Origin of the sequence: Psychrobacter sp. AOP5-GZ1-6 (assembly GCF_052376345.1) — a bacterium.
GTDB lineage: Bacteria > Pseudomonadota > Gammaproteobacteria > Pseudomonadales > Moraxellaceae > Psychrobacter.
Genome location: NZ_JBQSVP010000052.1, coordinates 1 through 20,658, shown reverse-complemented (window position 1 = coordinate 20,658; position 20,658 = coordinate 1). Strand labels below are relative to the sequence as shown.

Sequence of the window (20,658 nt, the reverse complement as noted above, 5' to 3'; positions counted from 1 at the left end):
AAATTTTATAAAATCCATATCTTGCCAATCTCTAACTTAATTTACACTTCTCGTATATTTAGTTAAAAAATCCTGATAGCCATTCTTTAAACTCTCGAAACCAGCTCTTTTCTTCTTTAAACTCTTTGTTTGAACAGTAATTTGTAGCGTTCTTGGTAGGATCTGGATTTATCTTATAGTCAACTTCAACGATTTTGTATCTACTATTTTTTTCTGTTACGCAAAATTCCGAAACGTAGTTAGCACTGTTTATAACTGCATCTTTAATGCCTAGTTTGAGCTCAATTCCGTAAGGCTTATCAAGACTAATCTTAGGCTCACTCGTTAAAGCTTCCATATCTGTTACTAATAGGCAGCTCTGAGGGTTATTAGGTATATCTAAGTAAACATTGTTCACTATAAACAAGTCTTTCGAACCTTCAAATACTATCCCATATGTAAGTTTATTAATATCGTCTGCTGTCGCAACCTCCCTTGTATAGCCAGATAAATAAAAGCAAGGTTGATTGTTTTTAATGACAATATCGACTTGCCCATAGTCATTTTTTGACATGGCTTGAGATGTAGTTGATATTCCTAGCGTCAAAGTGAAAATTACTATTTTTTGAAAGTTATGGTTCATATCGTTACTCCGTAGGAAGTAAGTCTCTGTTAAAAGGGTCCGAGAAAAATTCTTTTAAAATCTTGTAATAAATATCTCGATACTGATAGTAATCTGATCTAGTTTTCCTTATAGATATATCATAATAATGAGCTATTATTTCTGCTTGTTGTTCGATGTTATAGTTTGGAAAATCCTTATCATCTTTAATGATATGTAAGTCATAAGCCATAGGCTTATTTACAGGGTTTCCATTATGTTTAGCATCATCCCCAAAGTAATCACCACGCATGAATATACACGCTCCAGCTAAACTAGTGTCATAGCCGAGTTGATATTGCCATACATGTGCCATCTCGTGAATAAACCAGTTCTTTTTACCCTGTGTTGCTGGACTTACAGAAAAATCTTTATATCTATCGTAAGATTTCGTTGGAAGAGTAATTTCATTACCTAGCGTCCTAGCATTCCCAGTTACATCGTGAAAAATACCACCTTTACATATCAATACTACGTCGTAATCTACTGAATCTTGAAACATAGTACGAGCCATCTGTATCTCACCAGAAGTAAGCTTTCGCTTAGTCTCAACTTCAACGCACTTGTGACCACTACCCCCTATGGCAGGATAGTTGTCACCCCTAAGTATTCATCACTGTACCCACTTGGGTCGTATAGGCAAGTCCTACAGTGACTGATTTACCCATCTTCACCAGTTCAGTATTGTTCTTATCTACTTTGAGCGATCGGCTCTTATTGATTGTTTCTTTGCGGTCTTTATTTACAGTGAGTGTGTCATTACCTTTGACAGTTTTGTCTCGATTGCCTTTAATAGTAACCTGCTCACTCTTATGCACAGTCTCATCTCGGTTACCACCAATGTCTATAGTTTCATTCTCATCCACTCTTTCTTTACGGTTTTGATGGATGGTGATGGTTTCATTCTGATCAACCGTTTCCGTACGATTTTGATGGATAGTAATAGTCTCATCTAGATCCACCGTTTCCGTACGATTACCATGCACCGTCACCGTCTCATCTTTATCAATCGTCGTCGCACGGTCACGGTTGACCGTGCGGGTCTCATCGTTCTTGACTAAAGAGTTTAGATCACGCTGTGCCTGAAAATTAACCAGCTCAAAGCCGGCATCATCGTTGAACATGAGCTCATTGTAGTTCTCAAGGGGCGAGTTAAAGCTTTTAGACTTGATGCCAGACTTCTTTGCTGCTTGCGGGTAGCCCCATGGGGGCGGGTTGGCGCTGTTGTAGAGTCGGCCGATGACGATCAAATGTAAATTAATTTAGAAGATGTTTAGCAGTCTCAATAAAATTCATAAATATGAACGATAAATAGCCGTGAAGTAACTTTATTCCCCTGCATTACACTTCTTTTGTGCTATTTCATTGTCAGAAGATATCTCCCAACCTCTTTCATACGTAAAATGATAGGGCTGATACGTTTGATCCTCTTTTAAGCAACACGCAAAGGGACCAGCTACTTTCTCGCACTGCTGATTGGGTATATTAGCTTCTACAACATCTTCTATGTCAGGAATCAACCCTAATAGGTCAGTATAATTCATAAAACCTTCATCACCTTCATAATGTCTTTTTTCAAAGACGGCATCGACGCCATCTAAATTAATATCCAAAGACATTTGCTCATCTTTATTAGCCACAGCAACAAAGGGCTGCTCACGATCAAAAAAGATGGAGGTGTCTACTAGATTAGGAAATTTTGTTCCCTTTTTATACAATACTGTGGTATTTGGACTTCTTATAGCTAATAAGTAAGAACCATCTTGGACGACATAAAGTTCATCTGGGTTGTTTGGATTAACAATAATATCGAAGTTGTTAATTTTATATCTTTGATGACCGTCATAGCGGTTATAACCAAAATAAGCTTTCATATCCCTGTTGATTAGATCAACTTTATCAGGCGTATATCCTAATTCAGATAATTCGCTTGGTGTTGTATAATCAAGTAAAGATATGGTGTCATTGTTCATACTATTAGAGCAAGCGGTTAGGCTTAAGACGAGTAATACTATTAACTTTTTCATACTACAACCTTTATTATTTCTTTATTTACCCCAGAGATCATTTTGAGGCGATCGCCCATCTTTACCAGGTTCAGTCCAATCAGCACCTTTGTGTTTTTCTACAAATTCTTTATTAATTCGTTGACGTGATCTATTATAAACAGGGAATAGAGTAGCAGCTTTGTTAAGTGGCGCTTGCTCCCCAGTTCTAATGAAATATTCGTAATCCTGTCTCATTGCAGTATCAGGAGCACTATAAATAGCGGCACCCGCACCTAATAGTGTATCACCTGCTGCCATAGTACCAGTACCTGGCAGTTTTGCTCCAGTTACAGCAGCATTACGAGCAGTATTGATAGCATTATCAGCTTGAGCATCGTCATCGAAACCTAAAAAATCTTTTGCTTTATCAAAAAAACTTTTCTCTTCTTCTTTTTGCCTAGCCAAAGCTTCAGCTTCGACCTTATGCTTGTGATCGTAATATGCTTTCCAAGCATCATTAATTTGTTTTTGTGTTTTCTCAGTACCGTCTTTATTGTATTTTGTAGGCTTTTTAGGTGCTTTTGAGTCATTCGTTAAACCCTTTGTACTTGAGAAAGCCATAAGTCCACCATCTGCAATAGCATCCTCTATCATCTGATCATTCAGGGCATACAGCTCTTCATCAGTCATCTCGTCACTAATGCTACCCACATCAAAACCCGACTCCGAAAATGCTTGTTGACTAGCAATCAGTTTTGAGCCGCAGCTGGTCATATCACCTGCACGAGCAACAGGCGCACCATCCACTATATAGGACGGGTCACCCGTGATAATCGTCACGACTTTTTTGCATTTTTTACAGACGACCTTGTCGCCCTTCCGAGCGATAGGAATACCATAATGAGTGGTTTGCGGAGAGCCGGTGATGACCGTACCGCCATGCGTCGTCTTTGCGCCAACTGTGATATAGGCTACCATATTGCTACCTTGCTTCAATGTCTAAAGTTGAGGTTTGAATACCCAATTTATGATTTATATAGCACTATCGATGATTATTAAATATCGAACTTAAGTTCATCACGCAGTATAATCTATATGGCACATATAATCTATGCCGAGCAAGCGAGGTGTTTTAGCGGTTGATTATACAGCCTAGCAGCAAGCAAAAATCTAACCTTCCATCTCATGAATCAACCATTTAGACACGTCATTCACTTGTGCTGCTACATCAGGATACGCTGTGCCGAGCTCATCAAGTTTGGTTTTAATGTCATTTTTATTGTATTTGACGCCAGTCAAGGTTTCTTTTAATCGTTCAATCAATTCAACATTTAGTGCATCAGAGAATATAACAACGTCGCGAATGACTGCTTGCTTCACATCAAGATGCAAATCGATAATGCCCCAATCAAAGCGTGTCTCAATGTGGTGGGTAAACTCAGGCGTCTTGCCAAAGCGCCAATCCCAATCTGCCATTTGCTGATAGTATTTATTCAAGGTCGGTTGCTTGGCGAGGCTGGCTTCATCTAGCGTTTCTATGGGTGCAGTGTCGCCATAATCTTTGTCGCGATAGTATTCACAAAACGCTTCGATAATAGCATCGGATAAAGTCTCGTGATTGATGTTCTCGTTAAACTTAACCAAGTTAGCGACGCGAGCACGCACGGATTTAATACCTTTGGCTTTTAGCTTAAGTGGATGAGGGTTGAGGTAATCGCCTAGCTTTTGCATGTTAGCGTTCACCAATAATGTCCCGTGATGAAAGCTGCGATCTGCTGCATGTTTAAAAGCGCTGCCTGAGATTTTCTTATTACCCACTTGCATGTCGTTACGCCCAGATAAGTCAGCCTCTATACCTAACTTTTTCAGCGCATTAATGATGATGGTAAAGTTCGCTTTTTGGTCGTAGCTATCTTTGGGTGATAAAAAAGTAAAATTGGTATTACCTAGGTCATGAAATACCGCGCCACCGCCACTCTGACGGCGTGCCAAAAACACATCATCGGCTTCCATTTTATCGATTTTGCATTCCACCCACGGATTCTGCGAACGTCCGATAACCACGGTCTCAGAATTACGCCACAAGAATAGCGTGTGCGAGTCGGGGTTGAGGGTATTAAATATCCAGTCCTCGGTCGCAAGATTGAACCAAGGGTTGGTCACGGCAGATTTTAAGATGCGAAGTTTCATTTTTTGTCCTTTTTCTCAAATGTTCTTTTAAGATTTAGTGTTATGAGTACATATGAATAGCTAATATTTTAAAAACTTAAGTTTGGTATTGGTGTTATAATCGTTCGTTTTGACTTTTAGTCTCATCACGATAACTCTTACAAAGTAATGTTTTACCTATGGATTTTTCCAAGGAAACTACAGGGGCTGTTGATGACTTATATAAGAGGTCGACTATGATTATATTTTAATAAGGAAAACTTGGTTTTGGAATTATTATTTGGAGTACTACTGGCATCATTGGCTTTGTTTTTTTCCGTATCTTATATTTATGCTGACAAAAAAAGTAAAGATCAATTAAGAAATATCGATAATCCAGTCAGAAAAATAAGTGAACAAGAGAAACTATACTTAAACCTTCATATGCAAAGATTTAACTTGTCATATGCTAATGAACATTTTGATAATGTCTATCTAATAGAGGGAAAAGATGTCGTTGCTCATACCTTTGCCACGTCAGGACATACTCAAACAAAACTGCGATTAGATAACAAACATATCTATTTCCCTTATGATATGGATATCTATATTGATAATGAGGCCAATCGTATTGAAGTTGTTATTGTTAAGGGACACTGGCCAAGTTCGGCAAGAACTTACTATGCTATAGCATTAAACGTTAACGGTAGAGACCTAGCAACCAATGCTAAGTTTTTTATAGGTGCAAGTAGTACGGATACTTTAGAAGTGGTTTCACAGCGTTTAGAAACGGCTTTAGAATATGATATTCGACAAAGCAATATCATATATGTTGAGCCTGCCATTTTTCTTATTGCGACCATTCTTTTACTATTATTTGCTTCATGGTGTACAGGGATATTCTTCTATATTTATATGTTATTTGCATTAGGCAGTGCTGGGTTGACCATAAAACATGTAATTGATATCTACCAAAAACATAAAGCACCGCAACAGGTTATAACAGTAAAAGGTCATCTGTTGTTATTGAAAGTCAGGGACATAGAAACGTTACATAAAATTAGCTTATCGCTTTGCTTGAGTTCAACTTATTACCTGCATGTTCCTTACTATATTACCGAAAAATTTCCTGATTTCCTTGAGACACATGAAGATATAGAGGATTATAGTGTTGATATTACTGCTCATAAGCAATCAGGGTATATGCTATTAAGTGCTCAAGATACTCCGTCCCTAGAGGTAATGACAGAAAATAATCAACCATCAGCAGATAAGCGCGGTCTGGTCTTCTTTAGTATAATTTTCATTACTTGGTGCTATTTCAGTATTACAGATGATGTCTCGGATATGGTAGAAATATTCAATCCTACAATATACACGATCAATGATGGAACTAAGAGTTATAAGCAAGCCATAGCGACTCTTCTAATTTTAATATTATCTGCGTCTGTATTTTTTGTTACGTTCTTTTCTTTTTTTCATAAAAGTATTGCTAGGAAAAGTTTAAAGTCGCAGATTTAGTTGTATCAGTATTAGTTGACATAACCTATAGGGTTGGAAAAGTTTATTCAAAGTCTTTATTTCTAATAAACGAGCAACCAAGTCAATTTTAACCAACTTACTAGAGTGCGGTGATAAGGATATTGACTTTATTTTAGATAAGGTAAATTTATAAACAGAAAGTGGGCGGCAAGTATAGAGAAACAATCCCCATTGAGCGATTAACAAGTTATCATCGTAGTCTTTTTTCACAATACGACAGTTTTACGACTGAGACTTTTAATAACGGCGCATTTATTAAATGTAGGCACGTGCCGTTTGACGTTCAATAGGATTCATCCATGACCAAACGCGACCTCATTACCTTTATCACGCTCTCCTTTATGTGGTCGCTGTCCTTTGTTTTTTATCGTATCGGCGTACCTGAGTTTGGCTCGCTTACCTTTGCCAGTCTGCGAGTGATATTTGCCGGATTGGTGATGTTGATTTTTGTGTTAATCAGCAAGAAAAACAGAGCTGGTATCCGCGAGCATTGGAAGCTATTGGCGCTTGTCGGACTATTTTCCACTGCCGTACCTTTTGTGCTATTTTCTTTTTCAGCACAATCGGTAAATGCGGGTGTGTTAGCAGTGCTTAATGCCTCTGTGCCAATCATGAGTGGCTTTATCGCCAGCACTTTTTTTAAAGACAGATTATCAAAGAAACAGCTACTTGGTTTGATTATTGGTGTGGTTGGTGTGATCATTCTCATGAGCGAAAAATTGTTTGGGGGCGGTGATCAAAGTAAAGGTTTGGTCGAAGGATTATTGCCAATGGGTTATGCATTATTGGGCAGTGTTGGTTACGCGCTTGGTGCCAACTTCACCAGAAGTTATTTGTACAATGTTTCACCAGTGGCCATCACCGCAGGCTCACTCATCATTGCCAGTATTATCATGTTGCCCGTTACCTTTTATGAGTTTCCCTATGGTCAGAGCATCAGTCTAAAAGCATGGATATCGGTGATTTGCATTGGCGTGTTTTCTACTGCGATTGCGCTGATTTTTATGAATCAATTGATCAAAAATATCGGGCCAACTAGAGCGACGAGTATTACCTTAGTGATTCCAATTTTTGCCATTATTCTAGGTTATGTGTTACTTGGAGAAGCCTTAGACACACGAGCGATCGTTGGCTCTATGGTGATATTGTTTGGCACTTATTTATCTTTAGAGTTGTCGGTTAAACAGATGATGAAGCATGCATGAAGTAATGTAGGTGTTTTGGCTTTATTATGCTTTATTGAGCATCCTTATCCACACAAATAATGCCCGTCAAACAATTCCTATCTTGAGTGGCTATCCATGGTGACGATAGATTTAAAGCTTCATTTAGTTGATATTGTGTGATGTTCCTCTCGTCTATTTCACCACCGTTTTCATCTTTGTCAGGTATAGGGTACTGCGTCAGACGCTCGGCATCAGATTGCTCCATAAATGTGAAAAAGTCTTGCACATTTTTAGCCAGCTCATTATTGGGGCGTTTAGCCAACTTTAGCAGCAGTCGTTTATTGTCTGAGTCATAGAAGTTGCGTATTTCTTTATCTGTCCATTGAGTATTTTCGGACCCAAAAAATAGTAGATAGCGATACATATTGAATAACGACTCGGCATCGTTATAAAAGATACTCTGTGGATAGTGCTTGATAAAGTCTTCCCAAAAGACAGTACGTTCAACCAACTCCTCAAAAGAAAAGGCAATCGCCGTATCGAACCAAAAGATTTCTTGGTTGTCTTTTGCCATACGCTGGACAAAGGCCGCTTGATCCTCAGGTAGATAAGGGATAAATATATCTGCCATGGCGGTTAGGTCGTGATAAAACTCATAATCACCTTCACCCAAATAGCGCACATGAACGTCGGAACCACTCCTGATTAAACTTACCAAATATCGCACACGAGGGCTGACCTCTTTTAGTTGTGCCACAGTGACGGTTTGGTCTTCTTCAATCGTACGCATTAGGGCATAAAATGAGCTATTGTCTATCGCGCTATCAACATTATTAATGCTATTGACGCTTAGAAAACGTTGATACATCGCTTGATATTCTGTTAGCCATTGTAGGATTTGAGTATTGTCGGCCACTGGTAAGCAAGCCGTTAGCTGGTGCTGAACCGCATGAATATTTTCGATTTCACTTTTATTATCAATGGTATTTATGGTGTCTTCCAGCTTGCTACAAATGAGCTGCTCTTTTAATGTATCTTCCGATAGTTTCACCAATGCTTTAGTGAGTTCTTTCGGTGTTTTTGCTTCTGCGAGCGGCTGAGAGCTTTGGTCGGTTGTGGTCTGTGTATCAGCTTCAGGTGCCGTTTTATCTGAAGGAGGCTGGCAGGCGGTGAGGGCAAACACTAAGCTTGAACTGACAATAAGTAGCACTTGATTCTTTTGCACAGATTGCATCCTTTCAATACTCCGTTGAGTATGAATGTTTGTAATTTGATGTGAGTCCTAATAACTTATTTGTATGAGCGTGCATAGATTTTACCCTGTAATAAGCAATTGAGATAGCGAATATCACTGTTATTAAATAAATATAAACGTGTGTTTCTGTTTGTAAAGATTACTTGAATAATGACAAGCATTCCTTATAAATGTAACGGTCGTTCAATAAACCTTCATCATGATAACGAACACCAATTTATAATGACAAACATAATAAGGCATAACATGGTACACGATAACTTATTTGAACCCGTAAAAATGGGTACACAAACGCTAAAAAACCGTATATTAATGGCACCATTAACACGTCTGCGTTCAGTAGAGCCTGGTGATGTACCGACAGCGCTGGCTGGAGAATACTACTCACAGCGTGCTGGCTCAGGATTGATTATTACTGAGGCGACGCAGATTTCTTTTCAGGCGAAAGGCTATGCAGGCGCACCTGGTATTCATACTCAAGACCAAATCACCGCATGGAAGGCCATCGTTGATAACGTCCATGCCAAAGGTGGCAAGATTGTGGTACAGCTATGGCACACCGGTCTGGTCTCGCATGAGAGCGTACAACCTGATGGTAAAGCCCCAATTTCCGCTTCTGATGTAAACGTCGGCATACGTACCTCGCTACGTGATAGTAATAATCAAGCAATTCGAGTGGACGCGACGACACCTCGCCCAGCCACACTTGATGAAATCAAGCAAGTCATTGCTGACTTTGCACAAGCAACCAAAAATGCTAAAGAAGCGGGCTTTGATGGGGTTGAGATTCACGGCGCTCATGGCTATCTGTTGCATCAGTTCTGGGTGGAACAAACCAATCTACGTACTGATGAATACGGTGGTAGCCGTGAAAACCGAGCGCGCCTAACACTAGATGTCATCGATGCTTGTGTTGATGCTTGGGATGCGGATCATGTCGGTATTCGTATTTCGCCGCTTGGAACGTTTAACAATGTAGAGGCCGGCTATAACGAAGATGAAAACATCTGGTTGATTGAACAGATTAACAAGCGTGGTCTAATGTATCTACATCTGTCAGAGCCTGATTGGGCTGGTGGTACTCCTTATAGCGATACTTTCCGTCAAGGTGTCCGAGCTGCTTTTGATAATATGATTATCGCTGCTGGTGGCTATACCGCCGAAAAAGCAGAGAAAAATGTTAAAGCAGGTTACATCGATGCCGTTGCTTTTGGTCGTGATTACATTGCCAACCCTGACTTGGCTGAACGTATTCGTGAAGGCGCTGCGCTAAATGAACAGCATCCCGAAAGCTTTTATGGTGGCGGTGCTGAAGGTTACACCGATTATCCGTTTTTAGCTCAAGCGTAGTTAGTTAGGTGAAAGATAAGCCTTGAATAAAAGCCACCAGACGATAAGCGTTTGGTGGCTTTTTTATACCTGTGGATACGTATGTGTTCGCTATTAGATAAAGTGTCAGCTACTTAATAAAATTACCTGTTTGGTAATCTCGAAACGTTTGGCGCAGCTCTTCTTGCGTGTTCATGACAAAAGGGCCATAACCAGCCACTGGTTCGCCAATAGGCTCCCCGCTGAATAGCAAAAGTTTGATAGGCATTGAGGTCTGTCCATCAGTTTCGGTAGTAGGACAGTGCAGCTCAATGGTGTCAGTATCAGGTGCTTGCCCATCTTGAATATCAGTACGATGTTGCGTGGGTGGCTCAAACTGAATCAAATGTCCTGCGCTCACAGTCGTATCATTGACTAGTAACTTACCTTCTTGTACTAGCAATAGCGTATTGTGCGTGTTGGGTACTTGCAGCTTCGTTGACCCAGCGGTATGTAATTCAATATTCCATACATTAACTGGGGTGAATGTGCTGGCTGCGCCTGTGACGCCTTGCCACTCACCAGTTATGATAGCGGCTGTACCAATAACGGTTTGCTCTTCATTGTTGTTAAGTGTCTGACTAGCGCTATTATCTATCAAATCGACGATAGGTATGTCTGCGCGTTTGATGCTTTGGTATTTTGGTTGGGTGAGTTTGTCTTTACTTGGTAGGTTGACCCACATCTGCACCATACTAAAAACGCCGCCATGCTGTCCAAATGATTCTGAGTGAAACTCTTCATGCATAATGCCGCGCCCTGCGGTCATCCATTGTACGTCACCTGCCAAAATATCACTGCACCCACCAGTAGAATCGGCATGGCTAAGTTCTCCTGAATACGCGATAGTGACAATGTCAAAACCTCTGTGTGGATGCTTACCAATACCATGTGGTTGTGATTTATAATCAGGATTTGGCTCAAAAACGGTGGGCACACCATAATCGAATAACAAAAATGGATCGGTATGCTGATAGTTAAAATCGGGATTGTCATCAAGATGGTTGATTAGGGTTTTTACATAAAAGCCATCACCCACCCAATATGGTACTTTTTCACCATGAACCTTCTTGATTTGACGCATATATTCCCTCGTAAAACAGATTACTGTTATCTGCAAAGCAGCTCTGTCTGACTACTTTGCGCTATATTAGCCTTATTATATCTAAATTATCAGGAATTAATTCAGGTAAAAGACAACTTAAGTAGAATAATTTTCTATAGGAGATTTAGTAGACCTTACTGTCTATCGTTAATCCTCTATAAATCGGATGGGATATCACTCTCGATTAGTCTACTATTTTTGGTGATTTTACTTGTATTCAAATCACATTGAACCGACTATAGCATCAAACAACTTCACCACTAACAAAACCGCTTGCCCACGCCCATTGAAAATTATAACCACCAAGCCAGCCTGTGACGTCGAGCACCTCACCGATAAAGTATAGACCATCTTGTAAGTTGCTTTGCATAGTCTTTGAGGATACCTCATCTGTTTTGACACCGCCGCGCGTGACTTCAGCGGTACGATAACCCTCAGTACCAGACGGTTTTAGCTGCCAACCATTCAAGCTCGCACCGAGCTCTGCCAAACGCTCGTCTTTAATATTAGCAAGCTCGGTATCTTTGATATCTTCCCACAGGTGAGTCTGTAGCGCGGTCAGCAGCTTTTTTGGTAATGCACTATCAGTATAATCAGCGAGCACCGTACGAATCAGCTGCTTGGGATGTGATTTTTTATGCGCCAATAAGAGCGCTGTCGTATCGATATCGGGTAGCAGGTTGATACTGATGGTTTCACCCGTATGCCAATAATTAGACAGTTGCAGCATCGAAGGCCCTGACAGTCCACGATGGGTGAATAGCAGTGGTAATTTAAAGGAAATGCGCTCGTTACTGGCAATGACTGGCAAGCTAATACCTGACAATGACCGAATAAGCTCACCTGTTTTATCAGTGAAGGTAAAAGGTACGAGACTGGCGTCAGTTGATATGAGCGTATGACCAAACTGCTGTGCCACTTCATAACCCAAGCCGCTAGCACCCATGGTTGGGATAGATAATCCGCCCGTGGCGACGACTAATGACTCACAGCGATAGCCTGTTTGTGGCAGCTTGGTTTGATTGGCTGTCTCTTTTCTTTCTTGCTTTTCTTTCTTAGTCAGCTGTTTGGTCGTTAGTAACTCAAAACGAGCATTTTTGTCGTTTTCGACAGTTTGAACGCTTTCAATTTGAGCATTCAGTTTTACTTGTACACCGACAGCGGCACATTCATCAAGGAGCATGGTTAAGATGTCTTGTGCAGAGTCATCACAGAACAGCTGACCATGCTCACGCTCATGATAAGCAATTTTATGCGCTTCAACCATACTGATAAACTCCCAACTGGGATAACGGCTAAGGGCTGATTTGCAGAAATGTTGATTGGCACCTAGGAAGTGTTCAGGCTCAACGAAGTAATTGGTAAAGTTACAGCGACCCCCACCTGACATCAGGATTTTTTTGCCTGCTTTATTGGCATGATCTAATACCAGTACGCGGCGACCACGGCGACCCGCAGTGAGCGCACAGTATAACCCTGACGCGCCAGCACCGATAATAATGACATCGTAGTGGGCGTATTGTGATGTATTGCGTTGATTGCTCATTGTGGTCTCATAAAATGATACAGCCTGTCCACTATAAAACCGCTACAGGTCTTAACCTCGCTCACTAACCAATCGTATAGTGGGCACTCAGTTCGTTGTATCGATAATAGGGTAAATTGACTATAGATATAAAATAATAAAAATAAAGCTGATTGCTTATATTCAATAAAGTCGTGCTTCAAAAGAGTCAGTCGCTCTTAGCGTTCGCTTTAGAATAGCTATTGTCCATATTTTATTTAAGGTTACAAGGATTAAATACCTTATTGCCTTGTCCATGCATTTTATCATGTATGACCAATTATACCGCTGTACAGTGATATTGTTATGAATGGCAGTTGATGCCTTGCAACCATCCGGCTTATTTGTCAAACTAACCTTACGTGTCACGCATTATGGAAGATGGCTCTTATTACCTGTACAGACGGTCGTTATTGACGATTGGTACAGGTAATAATAATTAAAAAGGATGACTATTATGACTCAGAAATCATTTCCCCTTGCAGCCGAGTTCATCGCTGCTGCCAATACGACAGCCGAACAATACCGCACCGACTACCAGCAGTCTATCGAATCCCCTGAATCTCATGATGCCTTTTGGGCACAGCGTGCCGAGCTAATTGATTGGATAAAAAAACCAACCAAAATCAGCGATGTGAATTACGATTTAGAAGACTTTCGTATTAAATGGTTCGAAGATGGCGAGCTGAATATTTCAGTCAATTGTCTCGACCGACATCTGCAAAACAACCCTTATAAGCCAGCAATTATTTGGGAAGGTGATCATCCTTCCTTACATAAAATTATCTCCTTTAAAGAGCTGCACGAATCGGTCTGCCGCTTAGGGAATGCCATGCGTAAGCTTGGGGTCAAAAAAGGCGATCGCGTCACCTTATATATGCCGATGATACCGGAAGCGATGGTGGCCATGCTGGCGTGTACGCGTATCGGTGCGGTGCATTCAGTGGTGTTCGGTGGGTTTTCTGCTGAGAGTTTGGGCAATCGGTTGATAGACAGTCGCTCAAAACTGGTGATTACTGCTGATGAAGGATTACGTGGTAATAAAAGTACACCGCTCAAGGCCAATGTCGATCGCGCACTTGATATGGATGGTACGGACAGCGTAACCAACGTCATCGTCGTCCACCGTACTGGCAACTCCGTACCGATGAGTGGCCGCCGTGATGTTTGGTATCATAGCTTGGTCGATGGCGAATCGAAGTATTGCGAACCTGAAGTGATGAATGCCGAAGACCCGCTGTTTTTACTCTATACATCTGGCTCGACGGGTAAGCCTAAAGGTGTGTTACATACGACTGGCGGCTATATCACTTATGCGCTTTCTACGTTTCGAGATGTCTTCGATATTAAAGACGATGATGTCTACTGGTGTACAGCCGATGTGGGCTGGATTACGGGGCATACCTATGCTACTTATGCACCGCTCGCTAATGGAACGACGACAGTGATGTTCGAGGGGGTTCCAGAATATCCAACATGGGCACGTATTGGTCATATCATCGATAAGCACAATGTGACGGTCTTATATACCGCACCGACCGCGATTCGAGCAATGATGAAAGAGGGCGATGCCTTTGTTCGTGAGTCTAATCGTTCTAGCCTGCGCTTGCTCGGAACCGTCGGGGAGCCGATTAATCCAGAAGCATGGGATTGGTACTATCATGTGGTCGGCGACAGTAAATGTCCAATCGTTGATACTTGGTGGCAGACGGAAACAGGCGGTATTTTAATGGCGCCAATACCAGGCGCAGTCGCACTCAAACCGGGTGCGGCGATGAACCCTCTATACGGTATCAAGCCAGAAATCGTTGATACCGATGACACTATATTAGAAGGGTCTGCTGAAGGTAACCTGCTGATTAATAGCAGCTGGCCAGGACAAATGCGGACGATTTACAACGACCATGAGCGCTTTTTAGAGACCTATTTTAGCGATTATCCAGGCTATTATTTCACTGGTGATGGGGCACAGCGCGACGAGGATGGACATTACTGGATTACAGGGCGTGTCGATGATGTGCTCAATGTCGCGGGGCATCGTCTGGGTACGGCGGAGATTGAAAGTGCGGTGGTCGCACATCCTGCAACGGCTGAGGCTGCCATTGTGGGCATGCCACACGAGATTCGTGGTACGGGTGTTTGTGCCTTTATTATCCTAAAATCAGGTGAAAAAGAGACAGAGTCATTGAGGGCTGAATTGAATCGACACGTGCGTTCTGAGATTGGGCCCATTGCTAATTTGGATACCATTCATATCGTCAATGTACTACCCAAAACGCGCTCGGGCAAAATCATGCGTCGTATCTTGCGTAATCTAGCGGCAGGGCAGTATGTAGGCTTGGGAGATTTATCTACCCTTGCAGACAGTTCTGTGATTAATCAGTTGGTCGAGGTGGTCAAGGCTGAGCGTGGAGAGTAGAGAGCCAAATAGCTCTGGGCAACTGAATATAGGGCGTGTTGAACATTCAAATGTGGTGCTGGCAGCGACTATCTTTCAGGCAATATGCAGTGAAATTTTTGATGCTTAGTCATTCCACTATAAAATTACGACAGCGTTAACCTTGCTTGAAGTATTATGAAGTGTGCTCAATCTGAAATGACAGAAAAGCCATGTTATAAAATAGCATGGCTTTTTTACGTAGATGATATTGATATGAGTAGGTTTTAGAGGTTCAATGCTATTTAAAAGTACATCGACTAAAAGTAAATCATTATTTTCTGACCAACTATCCTATAAGGCTTACTGTCATTATGACTCATCATTCTGTAATTTCTGCTGATACCACTCCACCCAAAATCGCTATCATCGGCGGTGGTCTGACGGGACTGTTTACCGCTACATTATTAGAGCGTGCTTTTGGCAAAGATAATGATAAGAATTTGATACCGCAGATCACTATTTTTGAGAAGTCGCGCAGTGTTGGACGTTTGGCCACCCGTTATCGTACTGATAATCAAACTGGAAAAAACTGGCAATGGGCATTTGGCGCACAGTTTTTTACGGCGAAAACAGCAAGCTTCCAACAGTTTATCGCACCTTGGCTAGATACTGGTCTACTAAGACCATGGTGCGCACAAGTGGTCAACCTAACACCAGCAAACGATAGTATTGAGGTATTTGATATCCAAAGCAAAGAGCAATGGAATACCACACAATCACGCTATATCAGTACACCAAAAATGACTAGCTGGGGACGTGAGTTGGCGGATGAGTTGCAGCACACTACCATAAAGTTTAAAACCCGCGTCGCACCATTGGCTCAATATGACAGCGCTATAGCAGAAAAAGCTGATAAAAAGACTGAACTGTTTGACGATACTGGCGCGAGTCTCGGTTATTTTGATTGGGTGATTTGTACCGCGCCTAACGGTCAGGCAGTCGAGTTGATGGCAAATAGTGGCTTTGGTGCGCAAGCCAATATTACCGAGCCACAAATGCAAGCTTGTTATACGCTGATGTTAGGATGGAATGATACTGCCGCATTACCGAAAGGGCTAAGCAGCCTAAGCGAACAGCAATGGGATGTCGCTTATTTGAGTGATTCTATTCTCGATAGAATATTTATTGAGCATCAAAAACCTGCTCATGATGATCTGCTACCCAGTGTGACCATTCATGCTAGCAATCGTTGGTCAGAGCAGCATGTCGATGATGATATCGAGACCGTCCAAGCACAATTATTGCAAGCCGCACAGCGAGCGTTGAACTGGAATGAAGAAAGCGTGCCCAGTCAAATAGACTGTCATCGCTGGCGTTATGCTGCCACGGTTATTGATACCGATATCAACAAAGACAGTCTTGGTATTTTAGTAGATGAGCCGAAGCAGTGGGTTGTTAGTGGTGACTGGTGTGGACAGGGTAATATCGAAAGCTGTTATCAAATGGCACAACAGACAGTTGATACAATTTGTAAAACAATCTAACCATCGCAAGTGACTTACTTGTTTATTTACTTACTGTGCAATCAACCCTATACATCAAAATTATAAAGATAGGAGGATAGTCAACGATGTTTGGATTTGAGATAGATATTGAATTAATGCAATACCACTTCTTTCAGCTGGGCATTGCTTTTGTCCTATCTTTACCTATCGCTCTTAATCGTGAAATGAAAGACAATGGCGCAGGGCTTAGAACTTTTCCTTTAGTGACGATTGCCTCTTGTGCTTTTATGTTGGTGGGTCGGGATATTTATGAATCAGCTGGTGAGGCGAGAATCATGTATGCGATTATCACAGGCATGGGGTTTATTGGTGGTGGTGCGATTTTTAAGAACGAAATGGGTTCAAAGGGTACTGCGACGGCAGCTAGTCTATGGAATACAGGCGCTATTGGTATTTCAGTAGCCTACGGTCGTTATGAAATTGCTATTATTTTATCTGTTGTGGGTTTTTTAATTTTACAATTCTCAGAACCGTTTAAAACGGGAAAGAATAGTACGTGATTTCAATCAAATTAACGATAAATTTAGTCGATTCACTATAAAAAATACAGCGATACCAAATATATTTGATCATAAAATTTCTGAAATTTTGTATATTAAAAGTAACAACTAAGCTACAAATAATAATATTCAAACCTAGCATAAACAGATATATTTGCATGTTTTAATATACTAAACAGTATAAAACCAGAGGTGGCTATAGTGCTTATAGGAAGTGAACTGACTCGTTTGATGCTTGAACGTGGTTGTCAAGAGATATGGTGTGCAGTAGATGATAACAGCGATGAAGAGGCCATGACGGATCAGATTGACAACGATTTTACCGCACGAATCGTGTCTTATTCTGACAATAAATTTTACTGTAGCGCTGGCATGGCATGGTTGTATGCTGTTCCAATCAAGGTTTTGCCGATGACGATAAATGATGTGGCACTCTAAACACGGAAATTTGTGTTATACCTGTTTTTTAGGTGTGTAACCCTCATTCAAAAACCTGCCTATGGTGGGTTTTTGAATTTTTGCATGAGTTTTTTATATATTCGTTGAGTAATAGGTACTGTCAAGAATAAGTGCTTTCAAGAATCTGTAGTATTTGATCTTATTTAAATAAAGAGCAAGATATTTATTGATGAATAAATATAGACAAAAAAGAGCCCACAGAGGAGGAACTGTGGGCTGAGGAAAACTGATCGTGTAGCAGTAGCTACTAGGCAGTAGTTGTGACTTGTTGTTATTATAGGTTTACCATTAGATGGTCTTTTTACTTGGTTCTATTTTTTTACCATTTTTCAGGTGAGTATATACTGTGAAAGTAAGATAATAATTTGTCTATCCAATAGGCGTATCTACCAAGCTTATAAAGCTAAGTGTACAACTGTTTTATGCTGTTATCATAACGTAATTGATAGGTATCTGGCTATTCTAGTTACATGACATTACGTTAAACTTTAATACAAAGGCTATATCATAGAGTGATTTCAATATTATTGGTACTGAGTAGCCAAAGAGATGGCATGACGACCTACTGGAAAAATGCTAAGCTATCAGCCATTATTTTGTCTATATTAAACTGGGTTTGCCATGACTGAAAATACGCATTTGCATACGCAGGAGCCATCAAGTACGCAAAATACCAAAAGTATTTTTAACTTGCCCAATAACCTGACTATCGCACGGATCTTGATGATTCCGCTATTTGTTGCCATCGCCTACTGGCCGCCGTCCATGGGGATTGGCATGCCAGCTATTTCAGACAATGCAATTGCGCGGGTAGGTATGAGTGAGTTTAGCGATAGCTTATTGCGCCATTTATTATTGACGGGCGTTTTTATTATCGCTGCAGTGACTGATTGGTTGGATGGATATTTTGCGCGCAAGCTCAATGTGATGTCAGCTTTTGGTCGGTTTTTAGACCCTGTCGCTGACAAATTGATGGTAGCGGTAGCGCTTATCATTCTAGTGCAGTGGCATCCCAATATTATAATGGCGATTGCTGCTATCGTGATTATCTCGCGCGAAATTGCAGTATCTGCGCTGCGTGAGTGGATGGCCGAGCTGGGTAAGAGCACCAGTGTGGCAGTGTCTTATGTCGGTAAGCTTAAGACTACCTTTCAAATGGTCGCAATTACGGTGCTATTGCTCAATTGGCAGTCACTTGAAACCATTGGTTATGTATTGATGGTTGCCGCTGTTATATTGACGTTATGGTCGATGATGATATACCTAAGAGCCGCTTGGCCATATCTCAAGCAAAGTGGTTAGCCCATATTGTTGATGGTAGGTTGATAAAGTTTGAACAAAAACGCTAGTCGCATTCGCTTCTAGCGTTTTTTATGCTTTGCTTGAAATACGGCTGATGTTGCCAATTTGTCTTAGACATTGTTTGTATGGTTGATATATACTAAAAATTAGTAAACAAAATACAAGAAATTTTCTAAATTAGTATAAAACGTTATCTAAATAAACAAGGAGATAAGCATGACCTCATATCAGGCACAGTCAGGTGCTGCTGTATTAGTACTGGCATTATTGACGGGGTGTTCTTCAAGCCCAAACGTGCAAGAGCTACCATCTCCAACCGTTCAGCCAGAAGAATCCGTCCAAATGGACTCTATGGCAGAGATCTCTACTCAGGACGCTGCAGAATCCGAACGTTTGGGGACAAAATGGGGTGATGATGTCAACTCTGAAGTGACTACTGTTGATCTGCGCCGTACGAGTAGTGAGCCGATCGAGCAGATGCAGGTTCGTTATGCAGACAAAGCTTATAATGGACGTGCAATCAATAGTATGTCGCTAATGGCTGGCAAGGTTGATTTTTCGATGGAGACGGACACTGATACTTTACCAATTTATCGAGATTCTGGTAATTACTATGTCCAAGGTCAAGCAGGTCAGGCCTACCGTTTGGTGTATCATAATAACAGCGCCAACACTTATGAAATCGTTGCTAGTGTCGATGGGATAAATGTCCTCGATGGCAGCGCTGCCAGTCGCTACGATAGCGGATATGTATTAGATCCTAATGATGATTTGGTCATTGAAGGTTTCCGTAAGAGTCAGAGTTCAGTTGCCTCGTTCATATTTAGCAAGCCAGAGAGTGCTTATGCTGCCAATACTAGCTCTGGCTCTATTAATAATACAGGTGTAATCGGTACGGCAATTTATGGACTTTATGATCCTGCTAAGCCAAAGCCAACACAGCCACAGGCTTATCCAGCTGACAATGGCTATGCAAAACCACCACAGTAATGCCTATCAATAGAAAATATAGTCAGCGAACGACTAAACCGCTACCGCGTTAAACTTCTTAGATGTACTACTTGTATAATCTGCAGTCGGCTGCCTTGTATCGATTTTAGCGTTCTTTGACTTTAGGATCCTTTGACTATAGATAAAACACATAAAAAAATGCCAGTCGCATAAGCCACTGGCGTTTTTACTTTTGCTGTTATGGTTTGGACGGCTTACAACGTCACTGAGTTGTTTTCACCCAAGTTGGTCGCTTTCTTGCCATCCATGACAGCAGCAGTTGTCATCTTAAACATATTAACGACTGAGCTTCCACTTAGCCAGTACTCTGCACCATGTGGGACGACTTTGATCAGCTGCACATTTGGATCTTCTTTGCCTTGTTCATAAAATGCATTATAAACAGGTGACCACAGTTCATCTAACTTCTCTTGGTCTTTGACCAATTCTGCTTTACCGTTAATTGAGACATAATTTTTTGAATCTTGGCTGACATAAGCTAAGTTTACTTGCGGGTCTTTTTCGATATCTTTTACCGTTTCGGTTGTCTTGTCACCGATGAACCAAATCTCTTTTGCACCGATACTGGTTTCGCTGGTAGTCATTGGGCAGGCATGTAAGTGGCCTTCGTGAGTACGAGTGGTCATCATGGCAAATTTAATGTCTTTTACCAGTTCTTGTACTTT

Annotated in this window: 19 protein-coding genes; 9 read left to right on the top strand and 10 right to left on the bottom strand. The window is 41.2% G+C overall.

Going from position 1 to position 20,658, the window contains the following annotated elements; genetic code table 11:
* Positions 1 to 58: 58 nt before the first annotated feature.
* From ACT3RN_RS08565 to ACT3RN_RS08540, 6 genes are all read right to left on the bottom strand, one after another.
* Positions 59 to 622 carry a hypothetical protein gene (locus ACT3RN_RS08565; RefSeq protein WP_192519695.1) on the bottom strand — a complete coding sequence of 188 codons (564 nt, stop codon included), beginning with the start codon at positions 620 to 622 and terminating at the stop codon, positions 59 to 61.
* Positions 623 to 626: 4 nt separating this feature from the next.
* Positions 627 to 1,142 (bottom strand): hypothetical protein, encoded by a 516-nt coding sequence (locus ACT3RN_RS08560; RefSeq protein WP_192519694.1) that lies wholly within the window; start codon positions 1,140 to 1,142, stop codon positions 627 to 629.
* 100 nt (positions 1,143 to 1,242) lie between these two features.
* The gene (locus tag ACT3RN_RS08555; RefSeq protein WP_444518560.1) at positions 1,243 to 1,890 is read right to left on the bottom strand and encodes a bacteriophage T4 gp5 trimerisation domain-containing protein; all 648 of its coding nucleotides are present in this window, start codon (positions 1,888 to 1,890) and stop codon (positions 1,243 to 1,245) included.
* 78 nt (positions 1,891 to 1,968) lie between these two features.
* On the bottom strand, positions 1,969 to 2,667 hold the full coding sequence (locus ACT3RN_RS08550) for a hypothetical protein (protein ID WP_192519693.1): 699 nt from the start codon (positions 2,665 to 2,667) through the stop codon (positions 1,969 to 1,971).
* 21 nt (positions 2,668 to 2,688) lie between these two features.
* Entirely contained in the window at positions 2,689 to 3,606 is a 918-nt protein-coding gene (locus ACT3RN_RS08545) for a PAAR domain-containing protein (RefSeq protein ID WP_192519692.1), read from the bottom strand.
* 192 nt (positions 3,607 to 3,798) lie between these two features.
* Positions 3,799 to 4,818: a lipoate--protein ligase gene (locus ACT3RN_RS08540; RefSeq protein WP_192519691.1), complete on the bottom strand. Its 1,020-nt coding sequence runs from the start codon at positions 4,816 to 4,818 to the stop codon at positions 3,799 to 3,801.
* A gap of 246 nt (positions 4,819 to 5,064) precedes the next feature.
* Between ACT3RN_RS08540 and ACT3RN_RS08535 the strand changes: the two genes are divergently transcribed.
* Positions 5,065 to 6,297 (top strand): hypothetical protein, encoded by a 1,233-nt coding sequence (locus tag ACT3RN_RS08535; RefSeq protein WP_192519690.1) that lies wholly within the window; start codon positions 5,065 to 5,067, stop codon positions 6,295 to 6,297.
* A 320-nt stretch (positions 6,298 to 6,617) separates the two neighbouring features.
* The gene (locus ACT3RN_RS08530) at positions 6,618 to 7,523 is read left to right on the top strand and encodes a DMT family transporter (protein ID WP_192519689.1); all 906 of its coding nucleotides are present in this window, start codon (positions 6,618 to 6,620) and stop codon (positions 7,521 to 7,523) included.
* A gap of 31 nt (positions 7,524 to 7,554) precedes the next feature.
* On the opposite strand, the gene ACT3RN_RS08525 is transcribed toward ACT3RN_RS08530, so the two are convergent.
* Positions 7,555 to 8,709 (bottom strand): hypothetical protein, encoded by a 1,155-nt coding sequence (locus tag ACT3RN_RS08525; protein WP_192519688.1) that lies wholly within the window; start codon positions 8,707 to 8,709, stop codon positions 7,555 to 7,557.
* A gap of 276 nt (positions 8,710 to 8,985) precedes the next feature.
* On the opposite strand from ACT3RN_RS08525, the gene ACT3RN_RS08520 reads away from it, so the two are divergent.
* Positions 8,986 to 10,089 (top strand): alkene reductase, encoded by a 1,104-nt coding sequence (locus ACT3RN_RS08520; RefSeq protein ID WP_192519687.1) that lies wholly within the window; start codon positions 8,986 to 8,988, stop codon positions 10,087 to 10,089.
* Positions 10,090 to 10,198: 109 nt separating this feature from the next.
* Here ACT3RN_RS08520 and ACT3RN_RS08515 read toward each other — a convergent pair whose 3' ends face one another.
* Both ACT3RN_RS08515 and ACT3RN_RS08510 read right to left on the bottom strand, forming a co-directional pair.
* Positions 10,199 to 11,191 (bottom strand): pirin family protein, encoded by a 993-nt coding sequence (locus ACT3RN_RS08515; RefSeq protein WP_192519686.1) that lies wholly within the window; start codon positions 11,189 to 11,191, stop codon positions 10,199 to 10,201.
* 265 nt (positions 11,192 to 11,456) lie between these two features.
* Positions 11,457 to 12,758 (bottom strand): NAD(P)/FAD-dependent oxidoreductase, encoded by a 1,302-nt coding sequence (locus tag ACT3RN_RS08510; protein WP_192519685.1) that lies wholly within the window; start codon positions 12,756 to 12,758, stop codon positions 11,457 to 11,459.
* Positions 12,759 to 13,233: 475 nt separating this feature from the next.
* On the opposite strand from ACT3RN_RS08510, the gene acs reads away from it, so the two are divergent.
* The 6 genes from acs (at position 13,234) to ACT3RN_RS08480 (ending at position 19,972) form a co-directional block, all read left to right on the top strand.
* The gene (gene acs, locus ACT3RN_RS08505) at positions 13,234 to 15,195 is read left to right on the top strand and encodes an acetate--CoA ligase (protein WP_192519684.1); all 1,962 of its coding nucleotides are present in this window, start codon (positions 13,234 to 13,236) and stop codon (positions 15,193 to 15,195) included.
* Between the two features lie 332 nt (positions 15,196 to 15,527).
* Positions 15,528 to 16,700, top strand: coding sequence for an NAD(P)/FAD-dependent oxidoreductase (locus ACT3RN_RS08500; protein ID WP_442062439.1), 1,173 nt, complete (start codon positions 15,528 to 15,530; stop codon positions 16,698 to 16,700).
* Positions 16,701 to 16,786: 86 nt separating this feature from the next.
* Complete coding sequence (locus tag ACT3RN_RS08495; RefSeq protein ID WP_192520176.1) at positions 16,787 to 17,221, top strand: MgtC/SapB family protein; 435 nt, start codon at positions 16,787 to 16,789, stop codon at positions 17,219 to 17,221.
* A gap of 201 nt (positions 17,222 to 17,422) precedes the next feature.
* Positions 17,423 to 17,659 (top strand): hypothetical protein, encoded by a 237-nt coding sequence (locus ACT3RN_RS08490; protein ID WP_318779546.1) that lies wholly within the window; start codon positions 17,423 to 17,425, stop codon positions 17,657 to 17,659.
* Between the two features lie 642 nt (positions 17,660 to 18,301).
* Positions 18,302 to 18,982: a CDP-diacylglycerol--glycerol-3-phosphate 3-phosphatidyltransferase gene (gene pgsA / locus ACT3RN_RS08485; protein WP_192520174.1), complete on the top strand. Its 681-nt coding sequence runs from the start codon at positions 18,302 to 18,304 to the stop codon at positions 18,980 to 18,982.
* A gap of 216 nt (positions 18,983 to 19,198) precedes the next feature.
* Positions 19,199 to 19,972, top strand: coding sequence for a hypothetical protein (locus ACT3RN_RS08480; protein WP_442063029.1), 774 nt, complete (start codon positions 19,199 to 19,201; stop codon positions 19,970 to 19,972).
* Positions 19,973 to 20,187: 215 nt separating this feature from the next.
* Here the strand turns inward: ACT3RN_RS08480 and ACT3RN_RS08475 are convergent.
* A partial coding sequence (locus tag ACT3RN_RS08475; RefSeq protein ID WP_444518559.1) for a pyridoxamine 5'-phosphate oxidase family protein occupies positions 20,188 to 20,658 on the bottom strand: 471 nt, incomplete at its 5' end.

Bases quoted from the DNA above. Each gene is read 5' to 3' on its own strand.
- ACT3RN_RS08560 (WP_192519694.1), bottom strand. From the start codon at position 1,142: ATGTTTCAAGATTCAGTAGATTACGACGTAGTATTGATATGTAAAGGT.
- ACT3RN_RS08495 (WP_192520176.1), top strand. From the start codon at position 16,787: ATGTTTGGATTTGAGATAGATATTGAATTAATGCAATACCACTTCTTT.
- ACT3RN_RS08480 (WP_442063029.1), top strand. From the start codon at position 19,199: ATGACCTCATATCAGGCACAGTCAGGTGCTGCTGTATTAGTACTGGCA.
- ACT3RN_RS08565 (WP_192519695.1), bottom strand. From the start codon at position 622: ATGAACCATAACTTTCAAAAAATAGTAATTTTCACTTTGACGCTAGGA.
- ACT3RN_RS08550 (WP_192519693.1), bottom strand. From the start codon at position 2,667: ATGAAAAAGTTAATAGTATTACTCGTCTTAAGCCTAACCGCTTGCTCT.
- ACT3RN_RS08530 (WP_192519689.1), top strand. From the start codon at position 6,618: ATGACCAAACGCGACCTCATTACCTTTATCACGCTCTCCTTTATGTGG.
- ACT3RN_RS08540 (WP_192519691.1), bottom strand. From the start codon at position 4,818: ATGAAACTTCGCATCTTAAAATCTGCCGTGACCAACCCTTGGTTCAAT.
- pgsA (WP_192520174.1), top strand. From the start codon at position 18,302: ATGACTGAAAATACGCATTTGCATACGCAGGAGCCATCAAGTACGCAA.
- ACT3RN_RS08545 (WP_192519692.1), bottom strand. From the start codon at position 3,606: ATGGTAGCCTATATCACAGTTGGCGCAAAGACGACGCATGGCGGTACG.
- ACT3RN_RS08500 (WP_442062439.1), top strand. From the start codon at position 15,528: ATGACTCATCATTCTGTAATTTCTGCTGATACCACTCCACCCAAAATC.
- ACT3RN_RS08510 (WP_192519685.1), bottom strand. From the start codon at position 12,758: ATGAGCAATCAACGCAATACATCACAATACGCCCACTACGATGTCATT.
- ACT3RN_RS08520 (WP_192519687.1), top strand. From the start codon at position 8,986: ATGGTACACGATAACTTATTTGAACCCGTAAAAATGGGTACACAAACG.
- ACT3RN_RS08515 (WP_192519686.1), bottom strand. From the start codon at position 11,191: ATGCGTCAAATCAAGAAGGTTCATGGTGAAAAAGTACCATATTGGGTG.
- acs (WP_192519684.1), top strand. From the start codon at position 13,234: ATGACTCAGAAATCATTTCCCCTTGCAGCCGAGTTCATCGCTGCTGCC.